26 protein-coding genes are annotated in these 24,695 nt (G+C 57.8%); 9 read left to right on the top strand and 17 right to left on the bottom strand.

The annotated features are described in order from the left end of the window. Positions 1–159 precede the first annotated feature (159 nt). Both JXR15_RS15050 and JXR15_RS15055 read left to right on the top strand, forming a co-directional pair. Complete coding sequence (locus JXR15_RS15050) at positions 160–981, top strand: arginyltransferase (protein ID WP_422054028.1); 822 nt, start codon at positions 160–162, stop codon at positions 979–981. 103 nt (positions 982–1,084) lie between these two features. Next, on the top strand, positions 1,085–1,516 hold the full coding sequence (locus tag JXR15_RS15055) for a hypothetical protein (protein ID WP_422054029.1): 432 nt from the start codon (positions 1,085–1,087) through the stop codon (positions 1,514–1,516). A 93-nt stretch (positions 1,517–1,609) separates the two neighbouring features. Here JXR15_RS15055 and JXR15_RS15060 read toward each other — a convergent pair whose 3' ends face one another. From JXR15_RS15060 to JXR15_RS15075, 4 genes are all read right to left on the bottom strand, one after another. Beyond that, a complete protein-coding gene (locus tag JXR15_RS15060) occupies positions 1,610–2,722 on the bottom strand; it encodes an ABC transporter substrate-binding protein (RefSeq protein WP_422054030.1) in 1,113 nt (370 codons plus the stop codon). Between the two features lie 251 nt (positions 2,723–2,973). Continuing rightward, positions 2,974–3,609, bottom strand: a complete 636-nt coding sequence (locus tag JXR15_RS15065) for a 50S ribosomal protein L25/general stress protein Ctc (protein ID WP_422054031.1) — start codon at positions 3,607–3,609, stop codon at positions 2,974–2,976. 104 nt (positions 3,610–3,713) lie between these two features. Continuing rightward, entirely contained in the window at positions 3,714–4,340 is a 627-nt protein-coding gene (locus JXR15_RS15070; RefSeq protein ID WP_422054032.1) for a hypothetical protein, read from the bottom strand. A gap of 65 nt (positions 4,341–4,405) precedes the next feature. Beyond that, positions 4,406–5,572 carry an alpha-hydroxy acid oxidase gene (locus JXR15_RS15075; RefSeq protein ID WP_422054033.1) on the bottom strand — a complete coding sequence of 389 codons (1,167 nt, stop codon included), beginning with the start codon at positions 5,570–5,572 and terminating at the stop codon, positions 4,406–4,408. A 144-nt stretch (positions 5,573–5,716) separates the two neighbouring features. Here JXR15_RS15075 and JXR15_RS15080 point away from each other — a divergent pair, with 144 nt between their 5' ends. After that, complete coding sequence (locus tag JXR15_RS15080) at positions 5,717–6,262, top strand: heme NO-binding domain-containing protein (protein WP_422054034.1); 546 nt, start codon at positions 5,717–5,719, stop codon at positions 6,260–6,262. A 56-nt stretch (positions 6,263–6,318) separates the two neighbouring features. Next, positions 6,319–7,635, top strand: a complete 1,317-nt coding sequence (locus JXR15_RS15085) for an ATP-binding protein (protein WP_422054035.1) — start codon at positions 6,319–6,321, stop codon at positions 7,633–7,635. Between the two features lie 34 nt (positions 7,636–7,669). Here JXR15_RS15085 and JXR15_RS15090 read toward each other — a convergent pair whose 3' ends face one another. The 3 genes from JXR15_RS15090 to JXR15_RS15100 form a co-directional block, all read right to left on the bottom strand. Beyond that, positions 7,670–9,241 carry a trimethylamine methyltransferase family protein gene (locus JXR15_RS15090; protein WP_422054036.1) on the bottom strand — a complete coding sequence of 524 codons (1,572 nt, stop codon included), beginning with the start codon at positions 9,239–9,241 and terminating at the stop codon, positions 7,670–7,672. A gap of 115 nt (positions 9,242–9,356) precedes the next feature. Continuing rightward, positions 9,357–10,148, bottom strand: coding sequence for a tryptophan synthase subunit alpha (gene trpA / locus JXR15_RS15095; protein ID WP_422054037.1), 792 nt, complete (start codon positions 10,146–10,148; stop codon positions 9,357–9,359). Between the two features lie 81 nt (positions 10,149–10,229). Continuing rightward, positions 10,230–10,640 (bottom strand): VOC family protein, encoded by a 411-nt coding sequence (locus JXR15_RS15100; protein ID WP_422054038.1) that lies wholly within the window; start codon positions 10,638–10,640, stop codon positions 10,230–10,232. Between the two features lie 99 nt (positions 10,641–10,739). Here JXR15_RS15100 and ychF point away from each other — a divergent pair, with 99 nt between their 5' ends. Then, positions 10,740–11,837 carry a redox-regulated ATPase YchF gene (gene ychF, locus JXR15_RS15105; protein WP_422054039.1) on the top strand — a complete coding sequence of 366 codons (1,098 nt, stop codon included), beginning with the start codon at positions 10,740–10,742 and terminating at the stop codon, positions 11,835–11,837. A 74-nt stretch (positions 11,838–11,911) separates the two neighbouring features. Here the strand turns inward: ychF and JXR15_RS15110 are convergent, their stop codons facing one another. From JXR15_RS15110 to JXR15_RS15125, 4 genes are all read right to left on the bottom strand, one after another. Next, the gene (locus JXR15_RS15110; RefSeq protein WP_422054040.1) at positions 11,912–12,643 is read right to left on the bottom strand and encodes an amino acid ABC transporter ATP-binding protein; all 732 of its coding nucleotides are present in this window, start codon (positions 12,641–12,643) and stop codon (positions 11,912–11,914) included. Continuing rightward, positions 12,643–13,476 (bottom strand): amino acid ABC transporter permease, encoded by an 834-nt coding sequence (locus tag JXR15_RS15115; RefSeq protein ID WP_422054041.1) that lies wholly within the window; start codon positions 13,474–13,476, stop codon positions 12,643–12,645. The genes JXR15_RS15110 and JXR15_RS15115 overlap by 1 nt, the downstream gene beginning before the upstream one ends. 14 nt (positions 13,477–13,490) lie before the next feature. After that, the gene (locus JXR15_RS15120) at positions 13,491–14,306 is read right to left on the bottom strand and encodes an ABC transporter substrate-binding protein (RefSeq protein WP_422054042.1); all 816 of its coding nucleotides are present in this window, start codon (positions 14,304–14,306) and stop codon (positions 13,491–13,493) included. Between the two features lie 184 nt (positions 14,307–14,490). Next, positions 14,491–16,269 (bottom strand): PQQ-dependent methanol/ethanol family dehydrogenase, encoded by a 1,779-nt coding sequence (locus JXR15_RS15125; protein WP_422054288.1) that lies wholly within the window; start codon positions 16,267–16,269, stop codon positions 14,491–14,493. 318 nt (positions 16,270–16,587) lie between these two features. On the opposite strand from JXR15_RS15125, the gene JXR15_RS15130 reads away from it, so the two are divergent. Both JXR15_RS15130 and JXR15_RS15135 read left to right on the top strand, forming a co-directional pair. Further along, the gene (locus tag JXR15_RS15130) at positions 16,588–17,559 is read left to right on the top strand and encodes an ABC transporter substrate-binding protein (protein WP_422054043.1); all 972 of its coding nucleotides are present in this window, start codon (positions 16,588–16,590) and stop codon (positions 17,557–17,559) included. Positions 17,560–17,622: 63 nt separating this feature from the next. Then, positions 17,623–18,273 (top strand): ABC transporter ATP-binding protein, encoded by a 651-nt coding sequence (locus JXR15_RS15135; RefSeq protein ID WP_422054044.1) that lies wholly within the window; start codon positions 17,623–17,625, stop codon positions 18,271–18,273. On the opposite strand, the gene JXR15_RS15140 is transcribed toward JXR15_RS15135, so the two are convergent. Genes JXR15_RS15140 through JXR15_RS15165 form a run of 6 tightly spaced genes read right to left on the bottom strand, consistent with a single transcriptional unit; the run spans position 18,213 to position 22,932 of the window. After that, positions 18,213–18,749, bottom strand: coding sequence for a tetratricopeptide repeat protein (locus tag JXR15_RS15140; protein WP_422054045.1), 537 nt, complete (start codon positions 18,747–18,749; stop codon positions 18,213–18,215). The genes JXR15_RS15135 and JXR15_RS15140 overlap by 61 nt on opposite strands. A 58-nt stretch (positions 18,750–18,807) precedes the next feature. Continuing rightward, the gene (locus JXR15_RS15145; protein ID WP_422054046.1) at positions 18,808–19,599 is read right to left on the bottom strand and encodes an ABC transporter permease; all 792 of its coding nucleotides are present in this window, start codon (positions 19,597–19,599) and stop codon (positions 18,808–18,810) included. Continuing rightward, positions 19,596–20,312, bottom strand: coding sequence for an ABC transporter ATP-binding protein (locus tag JXR15_RS15150; protein WP_422054047.1), 717 nt, complete (start codon positions 20,310–20,312; stop codon positions 19,596–19,598). Before JXR15_RS15150 ends, JXR15_RS15145 begins: the two co-directional genes overlap by 4 nt. Beyond that, positions 20,309–20,770, bottom strand: a complete 462-nt coding sequence (locus tag JXR15_RS15155) for a hypothetical protein (protein WP_422054048.1) — start codon at positions 20,768–20,770, stop codon at positions 20,309–20,311. The genes JXR15_RS15150 and JXR15_RS15155 overlap by 4 nt, the downstream gene beginning before the upstream one ends. Before the next feature lie 27 nt (positions 20,771–20,797). Beyond that, positions 20,798–21,757: a YVTN family beta-propeller repeat protein gene (locus JXR15_RS15160; protein WP_422054049.1), complete on the bottom strand. Its 960-nt coding sequence runs from the start codon at positions 21,755–21,757 to the stop codon at positions 20,798–20,800. Then, complete coding sequence (locus tag JXR15_RS15165; RefSeq protein ID WP_422054050.1) at positions 21,754–22,932, bottom strand: ABC transporter substrate-binding protein; 1,179 nt, start codon at positions 22,930–22,932, stop codon at positions 21,754–21,756. Before JXR15_RS15165 ends, JXR15_RS15160 begins: the two co-directional genes overlap by 4 nt. 145 nt (positions 22,933–23,077) lie before the next feature. Between JXR15_RS15165 and pedF the strand changes: the two genes are divergently transcribed. Continuing rightward, positions 23,078–23,779: a cytochrome c-550 PedF gene (gene pedF, locus JXR15_RS15170; RefSeq protein ID WP_422054051.1), complete on the top strand. Its 702-nt coding sequence runs from the start codon at positions 23,078–23,080 to the stop codon at positions 23,777–23,779. A gap of 3 nt (positions 23,780–23,782) precedes the next feature. Further along, positions 23,783–24,691 carry a transporter substrate-binding domain-containing protein gene (locus tag JXR15_RS15175; RefSeq protein WP_422054052.1) on the top strand — a complete coding sequence of 303 codons (909 nt, stop codon included), beginning with the start codon at positions 23,783–23,785 and terminating at the stop codon, positions 24,689–24,691. Positions 24,692–24,695: the final 4 nt, after the last annotated feature.

Here is a 24,695-nt window from a genome sequence, read left to right on the forward strand (position 1 = left end):
GACCTTACCAAAGGGTCACGAAATTAGTCGAAATGAACGGTTAATGCCTGTCAAATTTTAACCATGGCTCCGGAAACCCGCCGATTACCCCCTTCGGGGGGCTTGGCGGGTTAATAACCTGTTGATAACGTCGGAAGCGTTCAGAGGTGATGGAGTGTCATGCGTCATAGTCTTCCGATAGTCCCGCAGTTTTACGTGACCGCGCCACAGCCGTGCCCGTATCTGGAAGGCCGGATGGAGCGCAAGTTGTTCACCGCACTGCAGGGCGACAACGCCACTGCTTTAAATGACTCGCTATCGCAACAGGGCTTCCGGCGTTCGCAGAATGTGCTCTATCGGCCATCATGCACAGACTGCAATGCCTGCATGTCCGCCCGGATTGACGTCTCCAAATTCACCGCCACCAAAAGCCAACGCCGGGCCGCACGCCGCAATGCACATCTGCAGCGCAGAGCAACATCGCCCTGGGCCACGGAAGAGCAGTTTGACCTGTTCCGCCGGTATTTGGACAGTCGCCACGCGGACGGTGGTATGGCCGACATGGACGTGTTTGAATTTGCCGCAATGATCGAGGAAACCCCCATTCGCAGCCGGGTGGTGGAGTATACCGATCGGGACAGCGGTATGTTGGCGGGCGTGTGCCTGACCGATGTGCTCGAAGACGGTGTCAGCATGGTCTATTCGTTTTATGACCCGGAGATGAGCCGCACGTCTTTGGGCACGTTCCTGATCCTGGATCACATTGAAATCGCGCGCGAGGCGGGGCTGCCTTACGTGTATCTCGGCTATTGGGTGCCAGGCAGTCAGAAGATGGGGTACAAGGCCAAGTTCTCCGGTCTGGAGGTCTTTGTTGGTGGGGCGTGGCAGGCGATGACGGATCCTGAGGATTTCGCTGAAGAGCACCATCCCTTGGCGTCGCCGCCAATTGCGGAGCAGGTTGCGAACATCGCGTTACCCGACGTGCGTGGCCGGAAAGTGTAAGCGTCTTATCGTTTCGCAACGCGCCTTCAGCGCGCCTTGGTCATACTGTTGACAAAGACCTTTCCTAGAACCTCGATGTGTTTTTGTTTCGAGATATAGGTTTATGAATTTCTTTCTCTGGTTCACGGTTGCGGTGGTCGGCTTCTCCGGAAATACCTTCGCAGATCGGGTGGTGTTGAAGTCAGGTGCGCGGGGAGACCTTCAGACATCAGTTTGGACTGCGCCAGCGACGTTTGGTGGGGCAACAGAAGGAAACTTGCTCCATCTCACCGTTAAGCTCGACCAGAAAAGAAAACCTCAAACCCAACAAGATGCGCAGTCCCTGTGCCATGTTTATGGCCAGCGTGAGTACGCTCGGTTACAGGGGAGCAAAGAACTCCGGTATGCTGCCAAAGGGCTGTTTGATTTGGACGCCGAGCTGGTCGCTGTGAGGGTATCCTTTGCATTTGGAGGACAAAACGGTTTGAGCCACGCGGTCAATCGCGACTTCGATATGCGCGGGATTGTGAAGTGTCGGCCTTTTGGGCAAGACTGACCTTCTGACTGAATCCCGCACTCATGGCCATGGTGCGGTGTAAAAAAACGCGGCAACCGAAGATGCCGCGTTTTCTATTTGTGACCCTCTGTCCTACAATGACAGAGGATATGACGCTGGCGCCTCTTGGTTGGTCGCGCTCATGCCCATTGCGCGTTTGGAGATCAACTCGATCGCGTTGCCTGCGGCACGGGTGTATGGCGGCCAGAACATGCTCTCTTCAAAGAAGTCCGGGTTGGCTTCGATCAGTGGGTTGGCGTCGACCAATGCGGAGGATGCGACCATACCCAGGCCTTCAACCACGCGGGTCTGAACCTCTTTACCGATGAAATAGTTGGCAAAAATCTCCGCCGCTTCCAGCTTTTGACCTTCCAGATGTTTGGCAAAGTTGATGGTGTCGAGCCAGACGGTGTTGCCTTCCTCAAACGGCACCAGGCCCCAGTTGCCACCTTCGGCAATAGCCGCGGAGGCACCTACGCCATAAGAGGCCACCAGATCATATTCGCCGGTGAAAGGCGGGGAGGCGCTCCAGAAGTGGCCAACCTGGCTGTAGAGCGCATTTACGGTCTGCTGCAGATCGCTGTCCGCAGAAGCGAGGGCGCCCAATGCGGCACGGTCGCCGGAGACGTCGTTCACCTCAAAGGCGGAGCGGCCAAGCGCCAGCAGCGCCAGCGATACGTTTGGATGCACCTGTCCATCGGTCAACGACAGACGGCCTTTCCATTCCGGTTCCAGCATGGCTTTGACCGACGCTGGCATCTCCTGCACGTTGTCGAGGTTGGCCCAGATGCCGTAAGCGCCACCACCCCATGGGATATAGAGGTGCTGATCGCCCTTCATGCCCATCGGGATGTCGGTCAGCGCCTTGGACAGGTGCTGGTAGTTTTCCAGACGGGGAGAGTTCACGTCGATGGGCTGCAGCATGTTGGCAGAAGGGCTGCCTTCCATGTTGATGTAGTTCAGCGTCAGGAAGGACACATCCACGTCACCAGAGCGCAGCATGTCAAACATCTGCTGCGGGCCCTCAGCCACGGTCTCCAGCAGGTTGACCTGAACGTCGTAACCTTGCTCTTTCAGCAGAGCATTGACTGCCGATACCTCGGCGTCGTTGACGTAGCCGTCCCATGTAAAAATATTGAGCTGTTCGGTTGCATGCGCCATGCTTGCGCTTGCCGCCAAAATACATCCCATCAAAGCGTGTTTCATCTAGGCACCCCAGTTGTTGAAAACAGTGTTTGTGCGACCGGCCAAATGTTCGCTGATCGACTTGTGGGCACGATTGCGCGGGAACCCCTAACAACCTGTGAATGAGTATCTTTCGGGTTGTGTGTTTTTGGGGTGATTGTCGCGCCAAGTTGAAAAGTACTTGATTTCAATTGTGTGCAGTCCTGCGTGCGCAAAAAAACGCGGCGCCCGGAGGCACCGCGTTTCCACAAACCGCAGATGCGGTGATGTGATTATTCTTCGGCTGCGGCCTCTTCGCCTTCACCTTCGCCGTCTTCATCTTCGCCAGCGGAACGCAGGCCGGACGGTGCGGACAAGTTGGCGATCACGAAGTCGCGGTCGATGGTTGGCTTTGCACCTTCAGGCAGGTCGATCTGGCTGATGGTGATGGTGTCGCCGATGTCTTTGCCGGTCAGATCCACAACCAGACGCTCAGGAATGTCGCCTGCGGTCACGTTCAGCTCAACTTCAGGACGTACGATGGTCAGCACGCCGCCTTTTTTGATGCCAGGTGCTTCTTCTTCGTTTTCAAAATCAACGTGGATGAACAGGTTGATTTTGGAGGTGCGACGCAGACGCAGCAGGTCGATGTGGGTTGGCAGGTCTTTGATGATATCGCGCTGGACACCACGGCAGATCACACGCACGTCTTCCTGGCCTTCAACTTTCAGGTTGAACAGGGTCGACAGGAAGCGGCCGTCTTTCAGTTTCTTCAACAGAACATTGAAAGGGATTTGGATTGCTTGTGGGTCTGCTTCGCCACCGTAAACAACACCAGGAACAAAACCGTCGCGACGCGCTTGACGAGCGGCGCCCTTGCCTGTCCCCGTGCGTGCTTCGGCGTTCAGATCAGGAATTTGACCAGCCATTTTGAATTCTCCATATACATAGGCAGGGATCCTCCAAGGCTGTATCCCCGCGTGAAGACGCGCCTATAGCGCGGATTTGTCAGAATGCAAAGGGGATTCGCGCGTTATGTGTCCTGAAAATCCTGCAAGATGCCGTCCGCATCCCTGATGCGGTCATATAGCGCAAAATCTGCAGGGCGGGCGGCGCGGAATTTGGCCTCCACGGATGGCGAAATTTCTGCCTCCATCTGAGGGGAGACATTGAGTTTGCGCGGCTGAATGTCGTCTTCAAAGCGTCCAAAAAGAAAGGCGCGCAGCAGGTCTTGGCGCTCATAAGCAAACAGGTGATGCACCGGGACGACGCCTTCTTCCAGCGATAAAAAGGAGGCTTGTGAGCCGATCCCTGCGGCGCGCGACGGCGTGTCACTGATGGCGTCCAGGATATACTCATCAAAGCTGACTCCGCCGTGACAAGTTGAATTGTCCAAGCTCATGCGTTCCGGGCTGCGGTATTTGTACCAGCTGCGCGCGTGGTCGACCGGATCTCGCATGACGGCAAAGCGTTCCGGCGTGAGGTCATAAGTGTCTTTCAGGAAAGGCGCGAGTTTGGCGTGATATTTGCCCATCGTCATGTGTTTCACCTTTTTGGTGAAGATCACGTCGGCTTTGGGACGCAAGGCCAATTCATAAGCTGTCGAACCGGTTTTGGGCACCGATAGAAATGCCAGATTTGGTTTGAAAAAGACCAACATGCGCGCGAACCCTCTTGCCCGGTGCGTTTATGGCGCGCCGAGCAAGAGCTTGTCAAAGCAATTGCTTAGGCCTGCCAGCGGCCTTCGAAGTTTTCCGGTACCAACAGGATATCGCGGTCCAGGTCTTCAATGGTGCGGCGGCCACAGAGTGCCATGGACACATCCAGTTCCTTGTGGATCACCTCCAGCGCTTTGGTCACGCCAGCTTCGCCCATTGCACCAAGGCCGTAGATGAAGGCGCGGCCGATGTATGTGCCCTTGGCGCCCAATGCGAGCGCTTTGAGCACGTCCTGACCGGAGCGGATACCGCTGTCCAGATGCACCTCAACCTCGTCGCCCACGGCCTCCATGATCGAAGGCAGGGCGCGAATGGCGCTGAGCGCACCATCCAGCTGGCGGCCGCCGTGGTTGGACACGACAATGGCGTCCGCGCCCACTTTGAGCGCCATTTTGGCGTCATCGGCATCCAGAATACCTTTCAGGATGACCTTGCCGCCCCATTTCTCCTTGATCTTGGCCACCTTGTCCCAGTCGAGGGTGAGGTCAAAGCTCTGTGCCGTCCACGCGCCCAGATCGGCGGTGTCGGTGATGCCCTCGACATGTCCTACGATGTTGCCAAAGTTGCGCCGCTTTGCGCCAAGCATCTCAATGCCCCAGCGCCATTTGGTCATCAGGTTGGCAATGGTGGACGGGGTCAGCTTGGGCGGAGCCGACAAGCCATTCTTTAGGTCTTTGTGGCGTTGGCCCAGGATTTGCAGGTCCAGCGTGATGACAAGTGCGGAACAGTTGGCGTCTTTGGCGCGCTGGATCAGGCGGTCGACGAAGTCTTCGTCGGTCATTGTGTAGAGCTGAAACCAAAACGGTTTGGTGGTGGCCTCGGCCACATCCTCAATCGAGTTGATCGACATGGTGGACAGGGTGAAAGGCACGCCGAACTTTTCGGCTGCGCGGGCGGCTTTGATTTCACCATCAGCACATTGCATGCCTGTAAGGCCCACGGGTGCAAGCGCCACCGGCATGGCGACATCCTGTCCGATCATCTGGCTGGCGGTGGAACGGCCAGACATGTCGACGGCGACCCGCTGGCGCAGATATAGGTCGGCAAAGTCCGATGTGTTCTCTACAAAGGTCTTTTCTGTCCAGCTGCCGGTCTCGGCATAGTCGTAAAACATCCGGGGTGCGCGGCGTTGGTAGAGGCGCTTGAGGTCCTCGATGCAGGTGATGACAGGCATAAACTCACTCTCAGGTCGCTTTTTGGTAAAGCTTCTTTACCAATGCGAGGGATTTCGCGCAATCCCCCTTGTCGGTTAACGGGATGTTTACACTTTGTTCTCATAATTTCTTGTTGTGATTGTATGAGTGGCGCGGAGGTCCGCATGAAAGGCATTGTTTTTGTCGAGTTGATCCGAATGGCCGAGTCTGTGATGGGCGAAGAGGCGGTGGATGACATCCTGGACAAGGTGGAATTGGAGAACGACGGCGCGTTCAGCGCGGTTGGCAATTACCCCTGTCGTGAGCTTTTGCAGATTGTGGACGCGGTTGGCGCGGAGCTCGGCGCGCCGGTGGAAGCCTTGCACAAGCAGTTTGGCCATTGGATGTTTGGCCGTTTTGCTGACGGCTATCCGGTGTTCTTTGAGGGCAAAACGGACGGCTTTGACATGTTGGAGTCGATCGAGAACGAGGTGCATGTGGAGGTGCGCAAGCTTTACCCCGAGGTGGAATTGCCCACTTTTGCGACCGAGAGGCTCGAAGATGGGCGTTTCAAGATGGTCTATTCCAGCGAACGGCCCTTGCACCACTTTTGCCACGGTCTGATTGAAGCTTGTTTGCAGCACTTCAAGCATGAGGCGTCTATCCAGATGACGGAGCGCAAGGACGGCGAGAAGTTTTGCGCTGAGTTTTTGATACAGAAGGCCGCCTGATGTATTTGCGAGAGCCCATAGCGCCGCCGACGGACGCCGTGTCGCGGCGAAGATACATGCGGGAGCGTGTTGCGAGGGAGGAGGCCGAGTCTCTTCTGGAGGGCAAAAGTCGCGAGCTCTATGAGGCCAATCAGCGGTTGCAAAAGCTGTTGGGCACCATGGAGCAGGCGGTGCAGGATCGTACACGTGAATTGGAAGAAGCGCGGGTTGCGGCGGAGTCCGCCAATGAAGCCAAATCGGTTTTTCTGGCCTCCATGAGCCATGAGATTCGCACGCCGCTCAATGGTATCCTTGGCATGGCACAGGCGTTGGACGACAGTGGGCTGAGCGAGGAACAGGCGAAACTGGTGACCATTCTGGGCGACAGCGGACGGCTGCTGTTGGCAATCATCAACGACGTTCTGGACATCTCCAAAATTGAGGCCGGCAAGCTGGAATTTGAAATCATTCCTTACCAGCTCACCGATTTGGTGGATGGCATGCGCCACCACTATCAGTTTCGAGCGGAGGAAAAGGGGCTCGCCTTCAAGACCGTGATGTCGCAAGCGGCCCGCTGCTCGGTCAAAACCGATCCGGTGCGGCTACAGCAGGTGGTGGGCAACCTGTTGTCCAATGCGATCAAGTTTACTGAGACTGGTTCGGTGGCGTTGCATGTGGATGTGATTCCGCATCGATCGGGAAAAGCGGTGCTGAGCCTGAAGGTCAAAGACACGGGGCCGGGCATTCCCAGGGCGCAACAATTGCGCCTGTTTGAGCGGTTTAGCCAGGCCAACGCCAGTGTCACGCGCATGCACGGCGGTACCGGACTCGGGCTGGCCATATCGCGCCACATCTGCGAGCTGATGGGCGGCGAGATTTCTCTGCGCTCCCCCCCCGGCGACGGAGCCGAGTTTCACGCCAAGGTCATGGTCGAATTTTCCGATGCCACGCCGGTGCAAAACGGGCGGCGCTCGGCCGCGGATGCGGGACGCAGCCTGTCGGGTCTGCGGGTGTTGGCAGCGGAAGACAACCGCACCAATCAGATTGTGCTTAAACATATGTTAAAGAAGGTGGGGCTGGCGCTGGACATTGTCGACGATGGTGAGCAGGCGGTGCAGGCGTGGGAAAAGACACGCTATGACATGGTGCTCATGGACATCAATATGCCGGTCATGGATGGGCTGGAGGCGACGCGGCGCATTCGCGAAATCGAAAGCCGAAAAATGCAGGAACCAACGCCGATTCTGGCTGTCAGTGCCAATGCAATGGTGCATCAGGTGGCCGGATACCTATCGGAAGGTATGAGTGGCCACGTGCCCAAGCCGATCAGTCGCGACAGTCTTGTGCAGGCCATGGCCAACGCCCTGCAGTCAGAGGGACGCTGGCCGGAGTAGGCTATGCAATGTCCGCAGGCCAGTTGGCTTTGTGTCAGATGGTGTCCACTTTGCCGGAATAAACCTCGACGATATGTTTATCTGCCGCCGCCGCTAGGGCGGCGATCTCGGCGTTTTGCGTGTCTGACAGAAAGCCCGTTTGAGGCGCCTCATCAATCGCCTTGAGCGCGTGGTCGCGCGCGACGTCAAAGGCCGTACGGCGCCCGCCGGCCTCGTAGTCATCCCGGCCAATGCGTTGAAAAATCTCCGGCGTGTGTTGATCGCGACAGCCCGCCACCGTGTGGTCACTGTCCAGGAAATGACCGCCAACCGGCACTTTGAGCATCTCCTCAAAGTTTAGGGCGGCGTCATTCACCTCTGGTACCTGCAAGAAGCGTCGTGCCATGCCGCCAAGCTCGTTGTCCAACACCGCCTGAACCGGACAAAAAACGGTTGCACATTCAAGCTGGCCAATGCCACCCAAAATATCCGCCCCAGACAGGGCCACGGTTTGCATCAGAAGGGCCCGTTCCGCCATGGATTGATGGTCAGAGTCCGGTGTGTCCGAGCCAGACCCATACGTATGCGCCATCAGGCCAAAGCCCTGTTTCACCAATTGGATCGACAGCGAGGCGGCCTGCATCGCCTCCACAGAGGATTGCAGCGCGCTGCCGGTGCGCATGTCGAGTGCAAACATCAATGGCGTGGCAATCACGGGCAGGCCGGGGGATAGCACATGCGCCATTGTCACCATGCCCACCACCTCAGCCACGGCCATGACTGCAAGCGCTGCGGGCGAGAGCGGCGCGGTGCCACCCGCGCTGGGCAAGGAGCAGGCGTGCACCGGCACGCCGTATTTGCCGCAGGCAATGATCACCTCTGTGTCCATGTATTTGAATTCCAGCGGCGAGAAGGAACAGGTGATGGTGCTGGTCGACGGGTTGGCGCGCAGGGCGTCTTCACCTCCGGCGGCAATGGCTGCAATTTTGAGCAGGTAGTCGATGTTTTCTTTTTGGTACGGCTGCATCCACACGTGTTTTTCCGTGTTGGCAGAGATGGCCGCAAAGCTGTGGATGTCTGCGGTGACCTCGGGCACGCCGTGCACAAATGGATGCGCAATGAAGCCCACTTGATCCAGCGTATTGGCCACAGCGGCAATTTCGCGGGCGGCTTTCAGGTCCATGTTGCGGTAACTGGCATCGCGTGGATCAACATAGCCATGGCCGCCGGTGCCAGTGCGCAGGATGAAGCCTGCATCCAGACGCGGCACCTGCATGTCAAATTTCCGGTCCCGCCCTGCGAGATGACAGCTTTTGGGCGTCGCGGCCAATGCCTCCGCCACCATATCGCGCGGCATTTTTAGGCGGCCTGATTCAGCTCCTTCGATCGCACCTGCACGCAAAAGCGCGGCCTTGGCTTCGGCATGCACAATCATCACGCCGTAGTCCGCCAAAAGGTCCAGCACACGCCCTTTTAGGGTTGCCATGCGGTTGCTGTCGAGGAAGCCAAAATGCGCGCGCGGGCCAATCACATGCTCAAGAGAGAACGCGTCTGCGGACGCCCGGCTGATCGGCGGGGACTTGCGGCCGCGGCGTTTGCGAGGGGAGGGGGGCTGGTCGGATGGCATGGCGTGTGCTCCTAGTTAAAGGGAAAGGGCACACACCGATTACGCTCACTGCCTGCCGACTTGAGCAGCTTTAGTGTAGCATGGCGTGACGAACCACGCCAAATGCTTGTTTGGATCAGGCGCGGTGAGCTCCGTCGGCCAGGGACTTTACAAAGGCCAGCACTTCGTTGACAGATTTGCCTTCCGCGATTTGGCTGACAATGGCAGATCCAACCACGGCACCATCTGCGACAGATGCGATGTTTTCTGCCTTTTCTGGGGTGTTGATGCCAAAGCCCACAATCACTGGCAGATCGGTTTTGGATTTGATGCGGGCCACTTCTGGTCCCACATTGGTGGCCTCTGCTTCGGCGGAGCCTGTGATGCCGGTGATGGAGACATAGTACACAAAGCCGGATGTGTTTTGCAGAACCTTCGGCAGACGCTTGTCGTCTGTGGTCGGCGTTGCCAGACGAATGAAGTTCAGGCCCGCTGCCTGTGCTGGAATACACAGCTCGGCGTCCTCTTCCGGCGGCAGGTCCACTACGATCAACCCGTCAATGCCAGCAAGCTTTGCATCCATCAAAAACCGGTCAACACCGCGCGAATAGATCGGATTGTAATAGCCCATCAGCACAATTGGCGTGGTGTCATCAACACGTCGAAACTCTGTGGCCAGATCCAGCGTCTGTTCCATCGTCATGCCGCCATCTAGGGCGCGCTGGCCGGCCAGCTGAATGGTAGGACCATCAGCCATTGGGTCGGTGAACGGCAAGCCCAGCTCGATGATGTCGACGCCAGCTGCGGGAAGGCCTTTGATGATTTCCAGAGAGGTGTCGTAGTCGGGATCTCCGGCCATGACATAAGACACGAAGGCTTTTTTTCCAGCAGCATTCAGTTCGGCGAATTTGGCGTCGATGCGAGTCATGAAGATCCCTCAGAGTTTGATCACAGCAGATGTGCCGAAAAGTCGAAGGGAAATCAATCCTTGGTAATCGCCCTTGAGAGCTCAGGCCTCGGTATCCGCAACCATGATCATCCATTGTGTGCCAAACTTGTCTTTGCACATGCCAAACCCAGCCGAGAAAAACTGCTTTTCAAAAGGCATGATTACCACGCCACCATCGCTCAGCGTGTCAAAGCGGGTTCTGGCCTCATCCAGGGTCTTCGCTTGGTGTGCCACAGAGACAGATGCCTGCGGCACATAGGGCATGCCTTCAGCCATATCGTTGGACATCAGTGTCCAACCGTCTTTTTTGATGTGGCTGTACATAATCTTGTCGCTTTGCTCCATGCCGATCTCCGGCGGGGCATCCTCAAAGCGCATTTTGACCACGTCATCAGCGCCAAAGACCTCGGCGTAGAAATCCATGGCCTCTTCGCTGGTACCGTCAAAGTACAAGTAGGGGATAAATGTCATGCCAAATCTCCTTGTATAATGGGACGATTGTAACACGTGGCTTGCGCCGCGCCCAAACTCTGCATAAGAGCGACACAAACCAGAGACAGGAGACCGGACATGGGTTTCAAGATGGGCATCGTCGGATTGCCAAACGTTGGCAAATCCACGCTCTTTAACGCGCTGACCAAGACCGCTGCAGCGCAGGCGGCAAACTTCCCGTTCTGCACCATTGAGCCTAACGTGGGTGAAGTGGGCGTGCCGGACGCACGGTTGGACAAGCTTGCTGCGATTGCGCAGTCCAAACAGATCATCCCAACCCGCATGACCTTTGTGGACATTGCCGGTCTGGTGAAAGGCGCTTCCAAAGGCGAAGGTCTGGGCAACCAGTTCCTGGCCAATATTCGTGAAACCGACGCGATTGCCCATGTGCTGCGCTGTTTTGAAGACGGTGATGTGACCCACGTGGACGGTCGGGTTGATCCGGTGGCGGATGCGGAAACCATCGAAACCGAGCTGATGCTGGCGGATCTGGAAAGCATCGAGAAGCGCCTGCAGGGCATCGTTCGCAAGGTGCGCGGTGGCGACAAAGAAGCGGTTCAGCAGGAACGCCTGTTGAAAGCAGCGCAAGAGATGCTGGAAGATGGCAAGCCGGCGCGTTTGGTTGAGGTTGACGAAGACGACACCAAGGCCTGGAAAATGCTGCAACTTCTGAGCACCAAGCCTGTGCTCTATGTGTGTAACGTGGGCGAGTCTGAATCTGCTGAAGGCAACGCACACTCTGCCAAAGTGGCTGAGATGGCGGCGGCACAAGGCAACAGCCACGTGATCATCTCAGCGCAGATCGAAGAAGAGATCAGCCAGCTGGAAGATGATGAGGCCATCATGTTCCTGGAAGAGATGGGGCTGGAAGAAGCTGGATTGGATCGTTTGATCCGCGCAGGTTACGAGCTTTTGCATTTGGAAACCTACTTCACCGTTGGCCCAAAAGAAGCCCGCGCCTGGACCATCCGTCAGGGCACCATGGCGCCTCAGGCGGCAGGGGTGATACACGGTGACTTTGAAAAAGGCTTCATCCGTGCCGAGACCATTGCCTATGAGGATTACATCGCTTGCGAGGGCGAAAGCGGTGCCAAAGAGGCAGGCAAAATGCGCGCAGAAGGCAAAGGTTATGAAGTGAAAGATGGCGACGTCATGCACTTCCTGTTCAACACCTAAACGGTGTTGATCGGTTCAAATTGAAGAAGCCCGCTGCGATGACAGCGGGCTTTTTGTTTTGGGCAGATGCGGGGTTATTTCAGAGCGCGTGCCAGAAACGCCTGGGTGTCGGGATGTTGCGGCGCATCAAACAAGGCGCTGGGCGTAGCTTCCTCAACCACTTTGCCGTCTTTCAGGAAACAAACCTTGTCCGCCGCCTCCCGGGCAAAGCCCATTTCATGGGTCGCCAGAACCATGGTCATGCCGCTGTCTTTGAGCAGGCGCAGTACGTCGAGCACTTCGCCCACCAACTGCGGATCGAGCGCGGAAGTGATCTCGTCAAACAACATCACTTCAGGCTTCATTGCTAAGGCGCGCACAATGGCGACCCGCTGTTGCTGCCCACCGGACAGTTGGTCCGGATAGTGATCTATGCGGTCGGCGAGACCAAAGCGTTTGAACAGTTCGGTGATCTCCGGGCGCAGCGCGGCGCGGGACTTCTTATAGACCCGCCGCGGCGCGAGCATCACGTTTTCTGCCGCTGTCATATGCGGGAATAGATTGTAGCTCTGAAACACCATGCCAATGCGGCGGCGCACCGGTTGTGGGTCCAGGCCGGGCAGCGAAATGTCCTCGCCGTCTAGCAGGATCTCTCCGTCTTCGATGGTTTCCAGCAGGTTGATACAGCGCAGCAAGGTGGATTTGCCCGCGCCGGAAGCCCCAATCAGGCAAACCATCTGGCCCTCTTCGACCTCCAGGTCGATGCCGTCGCAGACCGTGTTGTCGCCAAATCGCTTTTCAACCGCCTTCAGGGTGATTTTTGGCATCAGCTGCGCTCCCGGTTTTGCTTGGCTATCAGGTAGTCGGCATAGCGGGTGGCCGGAATTGTGACCGCGAGGAAGATCACTGCGGCGCCAACGTAAGGGGTAAAGTTTGCCAGCAGAGATTTGAAGACACCGGCCTGTCGGAAGATTTCCACCGGTCCAATGAAGCTGAGCAAGGCCACGTCCTTTTGCAGGGCGATGAACATGTTCATCTGCGCCGGGATCACGCGGCGGATGGCTTGTGGCAGGATCACAAAGCGCATGCTGTCAGCGTCAGACAGGCCCAAGGACTGCGCCGCCGCGCGCTGGCTTTTGTGCACGCTTTCAATGCCAGAGCGGAAAATTTCCGCCACATAAGCCGAATAGGTCAAGATCAGCGCCAGGGAGCCCCAGATGTAAGGGGAATTCCACGGGCGGGGCAGGCCAAGGCCGGGAATGCCAAACCCAATCAGGTAGACGGTCAACACCACCGGTACGCCGCGGAAGATGTCGGTGTAGGCCGCCCCCAAAATGCGCAGCGGAAACAGCGCTGGGTTGCGGGTGTCGCGCGCGAGAGCGACCAAAAGGCCCAGGATGACAATGGCCGGTGCGCTCCACAGGAAAATCGCCACGTCGAGCTTGAAGGCCTCAAGCAGTTTGGGAAAGGTTTTGGCAAAAACCTCCCAATTGAAAAAGCTGGCTTTGACCCGGTCCCATCCCGGTGCCATCGGCACCAGGATCACAACGGCCAAAAATACCGCAAAAGTGCTGCCGCCCGCGATTAGCAGGGAGCGGCGGCGCAGGCGGTCTTCATAAATTTGGCGGCGGGTTTTGCCCGCCGCATTGGTCTTTGTCATGGTCTTTGATCAGCTTATTTGATCAGCGGAACACCGGTGGTTTCCTGAAGCCATTCTGCTTCAATCGCTGCCAGCTTTCCGCTCTCGGTCAAGCTTGCGATAGCCTCATCGACACAGGTTTTCAAGGCGTTGCCTTCTTCCAGCAACAGGCCAAAGCGGTCGGGGTTTTCGGTGCGATCCGCTGGGAATTGCCCAATCACGGAAGAGCCCTCGACCACAACGGCGCTCAGATAGAGCGCGGTGGGCAGGTCAAACAGTGCGGCGTCGATCTGGCCAGCCTGCATGGCGGCGGTCACGTCGGCGTTGTCACCGTAGAGCAGCGGCATGTCGTTTGGCCCAATGGTGTCCATCAACACCGGCACAGCAGTGGTGCCGCCCATTGCGCCCCATTTCAGATCTTTGAGCGCGTCGACGGTGGCGGCGGTGTCTTTGGCGTCAGCAGACGCCAGGATCGCCATTGGCGCGGCATAGTAGGCGGAGGAGAAGTCGACCATCTTTTCACGCTCTTCGGTGATGGAGAACTGCTGCAAGTTGAAGTCAAAGTCTTTTGGGCCCGGCTGGATCGCTTGATCAAAGGAAGAGCGCACCCAGGTCACCTTGTTCGCGCCAAAGCCCATTTCCTCAGCCACGGCGTAGGCCACCGCCGCTTCAAAACCTTTGCCGCTTTCTGGCGCGTCGTCCATCACCCACGGGTAGTAGGCCGGGTTGCCGGTGGCGACGGTCAACGTGCCTTCGGTCAGGGTTTTTCCATCGGCACAATGGCCAGCGGCAAAGGCGGCGGAGGTGGTCAGCGCGGTGAGCGCGGTGGCGGCAATAACTTTGTGAAACACGGTGAATTCTTCCCTTTTGAACTGTTTGGTCAAAACATGCTCGGGAAGGGGCGCGTTGTCCAGCCCAAGGAGGCGCAAGATGCCGCTCGAAAACACCTCAAGCCTGCGCAGTTGCCGTTTCTGGGCAGTGCAATGAAAAACGCCCCCGCTAATGCAGGGGCGTATTTAAGTCATTGGGGCCGGATCAGTTGTTGGAGGCCAACTGTTCTGGCAGGCGGAAGGTCCAAAGGGTGCCACCTTGGTTGAGGTAGTTCACCTTCTTGGCCACTTCACCACCCCAGAGCGGCACCGCGCCACCCCAGCCGGAAATGATGGTCACATATTGCTCGCCATCCTGCTCCCAGGTGATCGGCTGGCCGACAATGCCGGAGCCCGTCTGGAAGGACCACAGCTCCTCGCCGGTCTCGTCATCAAAGGCGATGAACTTGCCTTCTGGCGTGCCGGTGAACACAAGGCCGCCTGCCGTGGTCATAACGCCGCCCCATAGAGGGGCATCGTTTTTGAATTCCCACTTGATGTCACCGGTGTCCGGATCGATCGCTTTCAGGCTGCCGATGTGGTCTTCGTAATTCGGCTTGATGGTAAAGCCCGCACCCAGATAGGCGGCGCCTTTCTTGTAGGTGATCGGCTCGTTCCAGATGTCCATGCCCCATTCGTTGGAAGGTACATAAAAGTTGCCGGTGCGTTGGGAGTAGGCCATTGGCATCCAGTTTTTGCCACCCAAGAAAGATGGTGAGGCAAAGACAATCTCGCCCTTCTTACCATCTGCCGCGCCCGCCGGATTGCCCGGACGGTTGGCTTCGTTGAAGATCGGACGGCCGGTGTCATCGATGCCGTCCGCCCAGCTGATGTCTTTCACAAAAGGAGTTGCGGAAACAAAGGCGCCATCTTCGCGGTCCAGTACGTAGAAGAAGCCATTTCGGTCGGCGGTGGCAAAGCGCTTGTTGCCTGCGCGGTCAGTATAGGCCACCACTTCGTTGACGCCGTCATAGTCCCAACCTTCGCGCGGGGTGGTCTGGAAGTGCCATTTGATTTCGCCATTGGCTGGATCAATGCCAATCCGGGACGCCGCATAGAGGTTGTCGCCGGAGTTGTCGTCCTTGGGCTCACCCGCGTCACGCAGCCAGCTGTTCCATGGGGCCGGGTTGCCTGCACCAAACACCAGCGTGTCGGTGTCGATGTCATAAGACCCGCCAAGCCAGGTGGCGCCGCCGCCGGTCTTCCACATGTCACCCGGCCAGGTGGCGTTGAGCGTGCCGGTCATGGTGCTTTCTTCGCCGTTCAGCGTGCCCATGTGGCCTTCGATCACCGGACGGGTCCAAACCAACTCGCCGGTCTCTGCGTCGCGTGCCTGCACTTCACCGATGATGCCAAATTCACCGCCGGAGTTGCCGGTCACCACAAGGCCATTCACAATCAATGGTGCCGCCGTGTAGCTGTAGCCCGCTTTGTAGTTGGCGATTTTCTTGTTCCAGACGGTGTCACCGGTCTTGGCATTGAGCGCCACAATCCGCGCGTCCAGCGTGCCAAAATAGATGTTGTCGCCATAGATCGCCGCGCCACGGTTCACCACGTCACAGCACGGCAGAATGCCCTCGGGTAGGCGCGCGTCATACTGCCAGAGCTCTTCGCCGGTCTTCACATCAATCGCGTACATACGCGAGTAAGAGCCGGTGATGTACATCACACCGTCATGCACGATCGGCTGGGTTTCCTGCCCGCGCTGTTTCTCGCCACCAAGGGAGAAGGCCCAGGCTGGCACCAGGTTTTTGATGTTGTCGCGGTTGAGCGTGTCCAGCGGGGAGTAACGTTGCAGATGCCGCCCCATGCCGTTGGTCAATACGTCGCCGGTCGAAGCCGCGTCATTTGCCAGCATCTCTTCGGTCACACCGGTGCCGTGCCCGTCTGCCAGAGCAGTGGTCGCCACCAGACTGGCGGTCACCGCCAACATAAATTTGTTCATCATTGAGTATCCTCCCAAAACTGTCCTTTGGGCGCCGGTCCATTGGGGAGCGTTTTTCGCAGGGACACATTCCACCCGCCGCAAGTATTCGCTCAATGGGAGTGCTGAGGTATTGCACAATGGTCGTACGACCCAAGCAGGCTTGACAGAAACCTTGCGACTTTGGTCGGAGAACGACTCGTGTCGGGTGATGATTTTCAACTTTGGATTGCGTGATTCCCCCGCCAATTAAGCTGCAAATCTTCTGCGCACTGGCCTTTGGTCGTATTTCGACAATCCGTCCGGCTGGTAGGTTTGTTGCCCAAAGAGGAGGCGACCATGACATTTATGAAAACGCTGGGCGGCGCGCTTGCGGCTGTGGTGCTCACCACCACTGCCTGGGCTGAAACACCGGTTTTGAAGGCGTCGGTTTTGAAATTTGGTACCGTGAACTGGGAGCTGAACACCATCAAGCACCATAAATTTGACGCGGCCAACGGGTTTGATCTGGAGGTGCAGGGCGTGGCTGGTGGTTCGGCTGCCAAAGTGGCTTTTCAAGGTGGCGAAGCGGATGTGATTGTCTCCGACTGGCTGTGGGTGGCACGTCAGCGCGCTGCCGGGAAAGATTACGTGTTTATTCCGTATTCCAAAGCGGTTGGCGGGGTCATGGTTGGCAAGGGCAGCAACGTACAAAGTCTGGCCGATCTCAAAGGGCAGAAGATTGGCATTGCCGGTGGCCCCTTGGACAAAAGCTGGCTGATTCTGCAGGCTTATGCAGCCAAGACCTATGGTCTGGACCTGGAAGCTGAGACCGAACAGGTGTTTGGCGCGCCCCCTTTGATCTTCAAGTCGGCTCTGTCCGGCGAGGTGGGCGCGGCGATCAATTTCTGGCACTTCCTGGCCAAAATGGAAGCGTCCGGGATGCGCAAACTGGTGGATGTGTCGCAAGCGGCCTCCGCGCTTGGGCTGGACCCAAACACGCCGCTTCTTGGCTATGTGGTGAAAGGCGACCTTGTGCGCGAAAATCCGGATCTGGTGAATGGTCTGGCGGCGGCGAGCCGCTCTGCCAAGGAACTTTTGGCAGCGGATGATGCAGAATGGGACCGTTTGCGCGACAAGATGAAAGCCAAGACGGATGCACAGTTTGAGGCGCTCAAAGCGGGCTTCCGCGCGGGCATTCCAGCTCCGGGGCCAGTGGATGAAGCCGCAGCTTCACGCATGTTGGAGCTTATGGTGGACCTTGGCGGCGAGGACCTGATGGGCAAAGCAGAAGCCTTGCCGGATGGCACTTTCCTGAGTAGTGGCAGTTAAGTGACCGAAAACGCTGCAAATCTCACAAGCCCGCCCGACACACCACCGGGCGGGAAAGCTGTTTTGGACCTATACGTGGAGCGGTTTGGTCGCGGCGAAACTCCAATCCTTGCGGAGATGTCGCTGACACTGAAGCAGGGGGAGACGCTTGTTTTGGTTGGCCCGTCCGGTGTGGGCAAAAGCACATTGCTGCGGATCATTGCTGGCTTGGAGGTGGGGTTTCACGGTCGATGCTCCATCCACGGCAAAGTCTCCATGGTGTTTCAAGAGCCAACCCTGCTGCCCTGGCGGACCGTGCGCGACAACTTGTGTATTGTTGCCGATCTGGAGCCAGGGGAGGTGGAGACCCTTCTGGCGGAAGTGGGTCTGGGCGGGCGGGGTGACGATTTTCCGGGCCAGCTCTCACTGGGCCAACAGCGGCGCCTTTCGCTTGCACGCGCTTTGGCAGTGCGGCCAAACTTGTTGCTGATGGACGAGCCGTTTGTGTCGCTTGATCCGGCACTGGTTGAGGACATGATGACGCTGTTTGCGCGGCTGCGCGTTGCCCATGAAGTCACCACCGTATTGGTGACCCACTCGATGGACGAGGCCCGCGCCTTGGGCAGCCGCATTGTCACCTTGGGCGGTAGCCCAGCACGTATTGTCGAGGATGTTCAGAACGCCGGCGCGTATTTCCAGTTATCCGCATCCGGGGTGATTTCTTCCAGGTCATAACCGGCACCTTGCAACCGGCGGGCAATCTTCAACCCGTCTTGCGCAGCTTCGTCAATCAATTGTCGCCCCAAGGTATCATCCTGAGACACCCCGTGACCGCGCATCAGGGCAATGCCATAGTTGAACTTGCCTACCGTATCGCCAAGCTCGGCCGCGCGGCGGTCCCATTCAGCGGCGGCATCGGGGTTGTACTCTCCTCCAAGACCATTGTTGTCGAGTTGCCCCATCCAGGTCATTGCACCGGTGTAGCCGTCTTCGGCACAGGTTTGAAACAGGGTGCGCGCGGCGTCGTGTTGCCCTTCTTTGGTCAGCCCGTAGCCCATTGAACACAACACCATGCCGCTTTCACCGCGCTCGGCCCGCTCGACAAAGGATTTCAAACTCATTTCATCAGGGTTCAACGCGCCCAGCTCTGGAGCAGTCTCAGCAAAAGCCGGTGCGGCGGATACAATCATAATCGCTACAAGGTGTCTCATGGTTGCATTCTATCAGAGGCTTTCGCTCAGATCATGGGCGCTATGGTCGTAAGACATGTCAACGTTTGCGACTTATTCCCGAGCGCGCCGGGGCGTATCCCCAAAGCGCCAATGCCGTGAACACAGCCGCTGATGCAACGGTCCAGGCCAAGGCGGCCAGGTTGACTTGCCCGTATAGCGCAAAGCGGATCAATTCGACTGCATGGGTGAACGGGTTGAGGGCGCAGATGTCGTGTAATAGTTTGGAACTCTCCGCCATTTTCCAAAGCGGATAGAGCGCAGAAGACAGGAAGAACATGGGAAAGATCACAAAGTTCATCACCCCTGCGAAGTTCTCCAACTGTTTGACAAAGCTGGACAGTAGAAGCCCCAGCGCGCCCAGCATGATGCCCGCAACCAACAGGGCAGGGAGCACCGCGATGTAACCCATTGGTGGCATGGTGATGTCAAACCCGGCGGCAATGGCAAGGAAAACATAGACTTGCAAAATCGAGATACCGGTGGAGCCCACTATCTTGCAAAACAGCAGCCAGCCGCGCGGCAATGGCGAGGTGAGCAGCAGTTTCATCGAGCCCATCTCGCGGTCATACACCAGCGACAGAGAGGATTGCATACCGTTGAACAGAAGGATCATGCCACACAAGCCGGGCACGATATAGGTCTCATAGGTGATGTAGGTTTGATACGGCGGGATGATCGACAGGCCGAGCGCGGCGCGAAACCCGGCAGCAAACACCAGCAGCCAGACCAAGGGGCGCACGAGCGCGGCGACAAAGCGTTCCCGTTGATGTACAAAGCGCAAGGCTTCCCGCAGCACAATGGCGCGCAAGGATGCGAGATAGGGGCTCATGCTGCGGCTCCGGTGAGCGAGAGAAATCGATCTTTCAGAGTTTGGCCCCCGGCGATTGCGGCGGCGTCCCCTGTGGCAAGCACGCGGGATTTGTGCAGGATCACGAGGTCATCCTTTGCAGCAACCTCATCGGTTAGATGGGTGGCCCAGAGCACGGTTTTGCCGTCCTCGGCCAGCTGGTGCGCATAGGCCGTGATCGCCTGACGCGTGGCGGCATCCAGCCCCACGGTTGGTTCATCGAGCAGCAAAACCTCCGGATCATGGATCAAGGCCCGCGCAATCTCTGCCCGACGCCGATGCCCCCCGTTCAACGTGCGAGCTTTCTCACCGGCCCGTTCCCGCATGTCGAGACGGTCGAGGGCTGCGTCGATCCGGTGCCGCGCTGTGCGTCCCGACAAGCCATGTAGTGCTGCAAAATAAGTGAGGTTCTGCTGCACCGACAGATCAAGGTCCAATGTGGTTTGTTGAAACACAATGCCCAGATGTCCAAGCGCGGCGCGCGGCGACTGTGAGAGATCGTGCCCGGCAATCTCGATCTCTCCGCTTTGCGGGGTAAACAATCGCGTCAGGAGATTGAACAGCGTCGACTTGCCGGCGCCATTGGGGCCAAGCAGGGCGCAAAAACGGCCTTGAGCGACGTGGAAACTCACGCCGCTCAAAGCCTGTTTCGAACCGTAGGCATAGGTCAGATCGGTGACCGTCAGCCCACTCATTTAATGGTGATGTCCAGCCGCTGGGTCTCACCCGTGGTGCCGGGGATTTTGATGTAATATTGGCCTGGCTTGATGGCGACAAAGCCAATTTCCATCTCGCCGGCTTCGTCAAACTCGACACTGTCGAGGCCAAGCGGGCGGATTTCCAAGCCTTCGACCACAATCTCGTCAATCCAGATCGCGCGGAAGAACTCCGGCCCAACCAAGGCCAGCTCCTGGCTGCCGTCGCCTTGAATTTCAAATTCATAGTAGGTGCCGGAGGTCAGCTCCCAAGGTGCGGCGGAGATCGGCTCGCCTGCGGAGAGGATGATCGGTGGCAGATCTTCTTTGTTTTTGCCGGCCAGTAGACCCGCCGCGCCAAAGCCCGCGTCATCATCCGCAAAGGCGGTCAAAGGTGTGGCTGCAACCAGGGCGCTGAGGGCGCAAGTGGCCAGGGTGCGGCGAATGGAATTGGGCATAAAACTCTCCTGTTGGTATTCTTTTACTTAGGATGCTGGGCGGTAGGCGGCGCCCCAAGGGAAGCGGCCCACTTTGATGGTTTTGAGGGGCTTGCGCGAGGCCACGTCGATCACGGTCACATCGCCAGACACACCGTTGGTGGTGAACAGCTGCGAGCGGTCTTCGTTAAACGCCATGTGCCAGACACGGCGGCCCACCAGAATGTAGTCTTCCACCTCATAGGTGTCGGCATTGACCACGGCGACGTGGTTGGACGGCCCAAGCGCCACAAAGGCGTGGGTGTCGCTCGCGGTGAATTCAAAACCCACAGGCTGCACGCGGTCAGGGTGAACGCCTTGGACTTCAAAGGATATCTTGCCTTTTTCGGCTTGGGTCTCGCGGTCAAACACGGTGACAGTGCCGCCAATTTCGGAACTCACCCACATCTCGCTGCCGCCTTTCACAAATTCGGCGTGGCGCGGGCGGCTGTCGACCAATGTATTGGCAAACAGTTTCTGAGTTTCGGTATCAATCCAATGCGCCATATTGGTGGTCTCGGATGTGGTGATCGCGATCTTGCCGTCCGGTGAGACCGCCATGCCTTCCGGTTCCACGCCCACATCAATTTGCGCAATCACTTTGCGGGTTTCCGTATCCACAACGGTGGTGATCGCGTCATCCTCATTGGCGATATAGAGATGGCGGTCATTGGGGTGCAGCACAAACTGTTCCGGGTCCTCGCCGGAGGGCAGATCATGCAGGATTTTGCCGGTGGCCGGGTCCATCACCTGCACCGCATCGCTGTCAGAAGCACAGATGTAGACCCGCGAGTAGTCCTTAGAGAAGGTGATCCCGCGCGGACGTTCGCCGGTCTCATAGGTTTTGATGACTTCCAATGTTTCGGTGGAGATCACCGAAACAGTGTCGTCTTTCTCGTTGGTAACCCAAATCTCTCCGGCAAAAGCTGGTGTGGCAAGAAGGGTGGCAAGGACGGCGGTGCGGATCATTTGAAGGCCTCACATTTGCTTTCGGGGCGATCGAGCCCAAGACTGTCTAATTCATTGGAATGATGCAAAAAACCTTCCAGCGGCGCGGTGGCGACCAATGCACGGGGGTGGGCCAGGGCGATGGGTTGACGCAATTGGCCGTTCCAGTCGCGATAGGTCAGGGGGCGGCCTTTGAAGCCGGCCAATTCAAATTGATCCGATAGGATGTAGGCTTTGAGCGTTGCCGGATCTGTGCTGTTGGTGCGGGTCAAAGCCTCGCCCAAAGTGCGCACCGCGGCCCAGCCAGCGTAGTCTTGTGCCAGCATTTCGCGGCTGTTTTGCGCTTCAAACCGGGATTGCAGCTGCACCGCGCCCCATTGTTCGATCACCGGTGACCAGGTCACGGCGCTTAACCCTTCAGAGCCCACCACCGGACGGGCTTCCCAAGTGTTGTATTGCACATAGCGGCCAAAATCATGCAACTCGTCGGCCACAACCAGAGCGTCGTAATCCCCAAACTCTTGCGTAAACAGCGGCACTTCCTGCGCCGCGTTGCGCCGCATGTCTGCTTCAAATCCCCAGACTTTCTCTGCCTCCAGATCCAAGCCAAATTTGGTCAGGGAGTGGCGCATCGCTTCTGCGTAGGCCTGATCCACCGGATGCTGACCACTCACCATGACCAGTTTGTCCCAGCGTTTGCTGACAAAAAACTGCGCCAAGGCGTCGGTGCGCATCGCGTCGGAGGGCAGGCTGTGCAGCAGGTTGGCGCGGCAGTCCGCGCTGCGTAGGGACAAATCCCCTGCGGCCGCATTAAACAGGATTGCGCCCTCGGCTTCTGGCAGATCTGCGATCTGGACCAGCACCTCCGGTGCAGCATCAATCACCAGATAAGGCGCGTAGGTGAGCATGCTGCGCGCTGCCTCTAATGGGTCGCCATCTTCGGGCACCACGGCGCTTTCCAATACGTAGTTTTGACCCAGAAACTTGCCGGTGGTCAGGTTGTCCTGCAATCCGGTCAAGGCTCCGGCTAGGCCAATGTCGTCAGGCTCAGGATCCAGATTGGACAGGGTGGGCGGTGCAGGCTGTTCAACGGTGAGGTAGCCGATTTTTAGCTCCATCTCGGCCCATGCGGAAGTGGCGGCACAAAGGGCCGTGGTCGCGCTTAGGGCGAGTGATCTTGTGGTCTTGAACGTCATGAGGTGACCCTATCGGGCGCCCGCGGTCTCACGAATAAGACTTTGGTCGTGAATGCGGCGAAGTCCAACCAAAGTCCAATACCGGGGGCGGCGGCGGCTGTCGTAGACCAGATGAAACGGACCCGAGACATCAGGGAGGAACACGATGTCCAGACCCCATTTCTTCACCCGCGTCATGACCACAGGCGCTTTGCTGGCCGCTGGATCACTGGCAAATGCCCATGGTGACGTGAGCCCACAGGCTGTGGATACAGCCGGATTGCCGGAGGTTGGCGAGGAGTGGCTGACCGAAAATCCGTATCGTGCGGAGGCGGCGGGAGAGGAGACCTGGCTGCGCGCAATCGAGATTGGCGCCTCGGGCTACACCCAAAATTGCGCCCGATGCCATGGGCTGGAGGTTGTGTCTGGCGGGCTTGCGCCCGACCTGCGCTACCTGGAGGCAGAGGAATATGGCGATGAATGGTTCATCGAACGTTTCCGCACCGGATACACGCAAAACGGTATTACCAAGATGCCCGCTTTTGGTGAGTTGCTGGGGCAAGAAGCCGCCTGGGCCATCCGTACCTATGTTGAGGCGCGCCCTGACGACGGTGCCATTGATGACTTCTCGGACGAATTGAAAGCCCTGCGCGATCAGTTTGGCGCCTATGCCCAATCGACCGACGGGGCTGATGCTGATGCCATCAAACAGCGCCTGACAGAGATCGCTGAGGGCATCGAGACCGGCTCAGGTGCACCGGTGGCTGACAGTGTGGCTTTGCGCGCGGCTCGCGCCATTGACGGATCTGCGGAAGCCTACGCAGCGGCCGCAGAAATCTTGACCGTTGGCCTGTCTGCTGCAAACTAAGGCATGGCGTTTTCACATACTTTTCTTACCGCTGTCGCCCTCACCTTGGTGGGGGCGGTTGGCGTTCAGGCCGCTGATCCCTGCGCCGATCACGTGCCACAGGCAAAACCCCAGAATGTTGGGCGCGACATTGTCGGGCAGGAACTGGATGTCATTCAGGATCGCGGTCACATGTTGTTTGCGGTCTATGAGGATTACCCGCCCTACAGTTGGGAGGAGAAAGGCAAGCCACGGGGTGTGGACGTGGAAATTGCCCGCATCATCGCTGAAGATCTGGGCGTGGAAGCACAGTTCAACTTTGTTGCGGCGGATGAAAACCTCGATGGCGACCTGCGCAACAACATCTGGAAAGGCCCGCTGATCGGTGGGCGTGTGTCCAACGTGATGATGCGCGTGCCCTATGACAGTGCCTTCAAGTGTCGGGTCGAGCAGGTGGTTTTCACTGGGCAATACGCGAGTGAGAGCATCGCGATTGCTTATGACAAAGCCTCATATCCAGACGCAGACGACAAACCCATCCCTGCTTACTTCCGCTATGACACCGTCGGCGTTGAGAACGACTCGATCTCCGACTTCTACCTCTCCGGCTTTGTTGGTGGGCAGCTGCAATCCAACATCCGCCGCTTTGACACCACCGTGGAGGCGATGGCCGGCCTGGCACAGGGGGAGGTCATGGCGGTCATGGGGCCGTTGAACGCGCTGGAGCATGGATTGGCTGATAGCTCTGATGTGCACCAGCCGCCATTGGCGGGTTTTGCGGTGAGCAAATGGACGTTAGGTGTGGCGGTGAATTTCCGCTATCGGCCTTTGGCTTATGCGGTGGATGACGCGATCAACTACGCGCTGCAGGACGGGCGGATTGCCAAGATCTACGCCGACTACGGCCTGACACATCTACCGCCGGAGCGGTAACGGG

The sequence above is a fragment of the Shimia sp. genome (genome assembly GCF_049116215.1).
In the GTDB taxonomy this organism is placed as follows: domain Bacteria; phylum Pseudomonadota; class Alphaproteobacteria; order Rhodobacterales; family Rhodobacteraceae; genus Shimia.

Bases quoted from the DNA above. Each gene is read 5' to 3' on its own strand.
- JXR15_RS15050 (WP_422054028.1), top strand. From the start codon at position 160: ATGCGTCATAGTCTTCCGATAGTCCCGCAGTTTTACGTGACCGCGCCA.
- JXR15_RS15055 (WP_422054029.1), top strand. From the start codon at position 1,085: ATGAATTTCTTTCTCTGGTTCACGGTTGCGGTGGTCGGCTTCTCCGGA.
- JXR15_RS15060 (WP_422054030.1), bottom strand. From the start codon at position 2,722: ATGAAACACGCTTTGATGGGATGTATTTTGGCGGCAAGCGCAAGCATG.
- JXR15_RS15065 (WP_422054031.1), bottom strand. From the start codon at position 3,609: ATGGCTGGTCAAATTCCTGATCTGAACGCCGAAGCACGCACGGGGACA.
- JXR15_RS15070 (WP_422054032.1), bottom strand. From the start codon at position 4,340: ATGTTGGTCTTTTTCAAACCAAATCTGGCATTTCTATCGGTGCCCAAA.
- JXR15_RS15075 (WP_422054033.1), bottom strand. From the start codon at position 5,572: ATGCCTGTCATCACCTGCATCGAGGACCTCAAGCGCCTCTACCAACGC.
- JXR15_RS15080 (WP_422054034.1), top strand. From the start codon at position 5,717: ATGAAAGGCATTGTTTTTGTCGAGTTGATCCGAATGGCCGAGTCTGTG.
- JXR15_RS15085 (WP_422054035.1), top strand. From the start codon at position 6,319: ATGCGGGAGCGTGTTGCGAGGGAGGAGGCCGAGTCTCTTCTGGAGGGC.
- JXR15_RS15090 (WP_422054036.1), bottom strand. From the start codon at position 9,241: ATGCCATCCGACCAGCCCCCCTCCCCTCGCAAACGCCGCGGCCGCAAG.
- trpA (WP_422054037.1), bottom strand. From the start codon at position 10,148: ATGACTCGCATCGACGCCAAATTCGCCGAACTGAATGCTGCTGGAAAA.
- JXR15_RS15100 (WP_422054038.1), bottom strand. From the start codon at position 10,640: ATGACATTTATCCCCTACTTGTACTTTGACGGTACCAGCGAAGAGGCC.
- ychF (WP_422054039.1), top strand. From the start codon at position 10,740: ATGGGTTTCAAGATGGGCATCGTCGGATTGCCAAACGTTGGCAAATCC.
- JXR15_RS15110 (WP_422054040.1), bottom strand. From the start codon at position 12,643: ATGCCAAAAATCACCCTGAAGGCGGTTGAAAAGCGATTTGGCGACAAC.
- JXR15_RS15115 (WP_422054041.1), bottom strand. From the start codon at position 13,476: ATGACAAAGACCAATGCGGCGGGCAAAACCCGCCGCCAAATTTATGAA.
- JXR15_RS15125 (WP_422054288.1), bottom strand. From the start codon at position 16,269: ATGAACAAATTTATGTTGGCGGTGACCGCCAGTCTGGTGGCGACCACT.
- JXR15_RS15130 (WP_422054043.1), top strand. From the start codon at position 16,588: ATGACATTTATGAAAACGCTGGGCGGCGCGCTTGCGGCTGTGGTGCTC.
- JXR15_RS15140 (WP_422054045.1), bottom strand. From the start codon at position 18,749: ATGAGACACCTTGTAGCGATTATGATTGTATCCGCCGCACCGGCTTTT.
- JXR15_RS15145 (WP_422054046.1), bottom strand. From the start codon at position 19,599: ATGAGCCCCTATCTCGCATCCTTGCGCGCCATTGTGCTGCGGGAAGCC.
- JXR15_RS15150 (WP_422054047.1), bottom strand. From the start codon at position 20,312: ATGAGTGGGCTGACGGTCACCGATCTGACCTATGCCTACGGTTCGAAA.
- JXR15_RS15155 (WP_422054048.1), bottom strand. From the start codon at position 20,770: ATGCCCAATTCCATTCGCCGCACCCTGGCCACTTGCGCCCTCAGCGCC.
- JXR15_RS15160 (WP_422054049.1), bottom strand. From the start codon at position 21,757: ATGATCCGCACCGCCGTCCTTGCCACCCTTCTTGCCACACCAGCTTTT.
- JXR15_RS15165 (WP_422054050.1), bottom strand. From the start codon at position 22,932: ATGACGTTCAAGACCACAAGATCACTCGCCCTAAGCGCGACCACGGCC.
- pedF (WP_422054051.1), top strand. From the start codon at position 23,078: ATGTCCAGACCCCATTTCTTCACCCGCGTCATGACCACAGGCGCTTTG.
- JXR15_RS15175 (WP_422054052.1), top strand. From the start codon at position 23,783: ATGGCGTTTTCACATACTTTTCTTACCGCTGTCGCCCTCACCTTGGTG.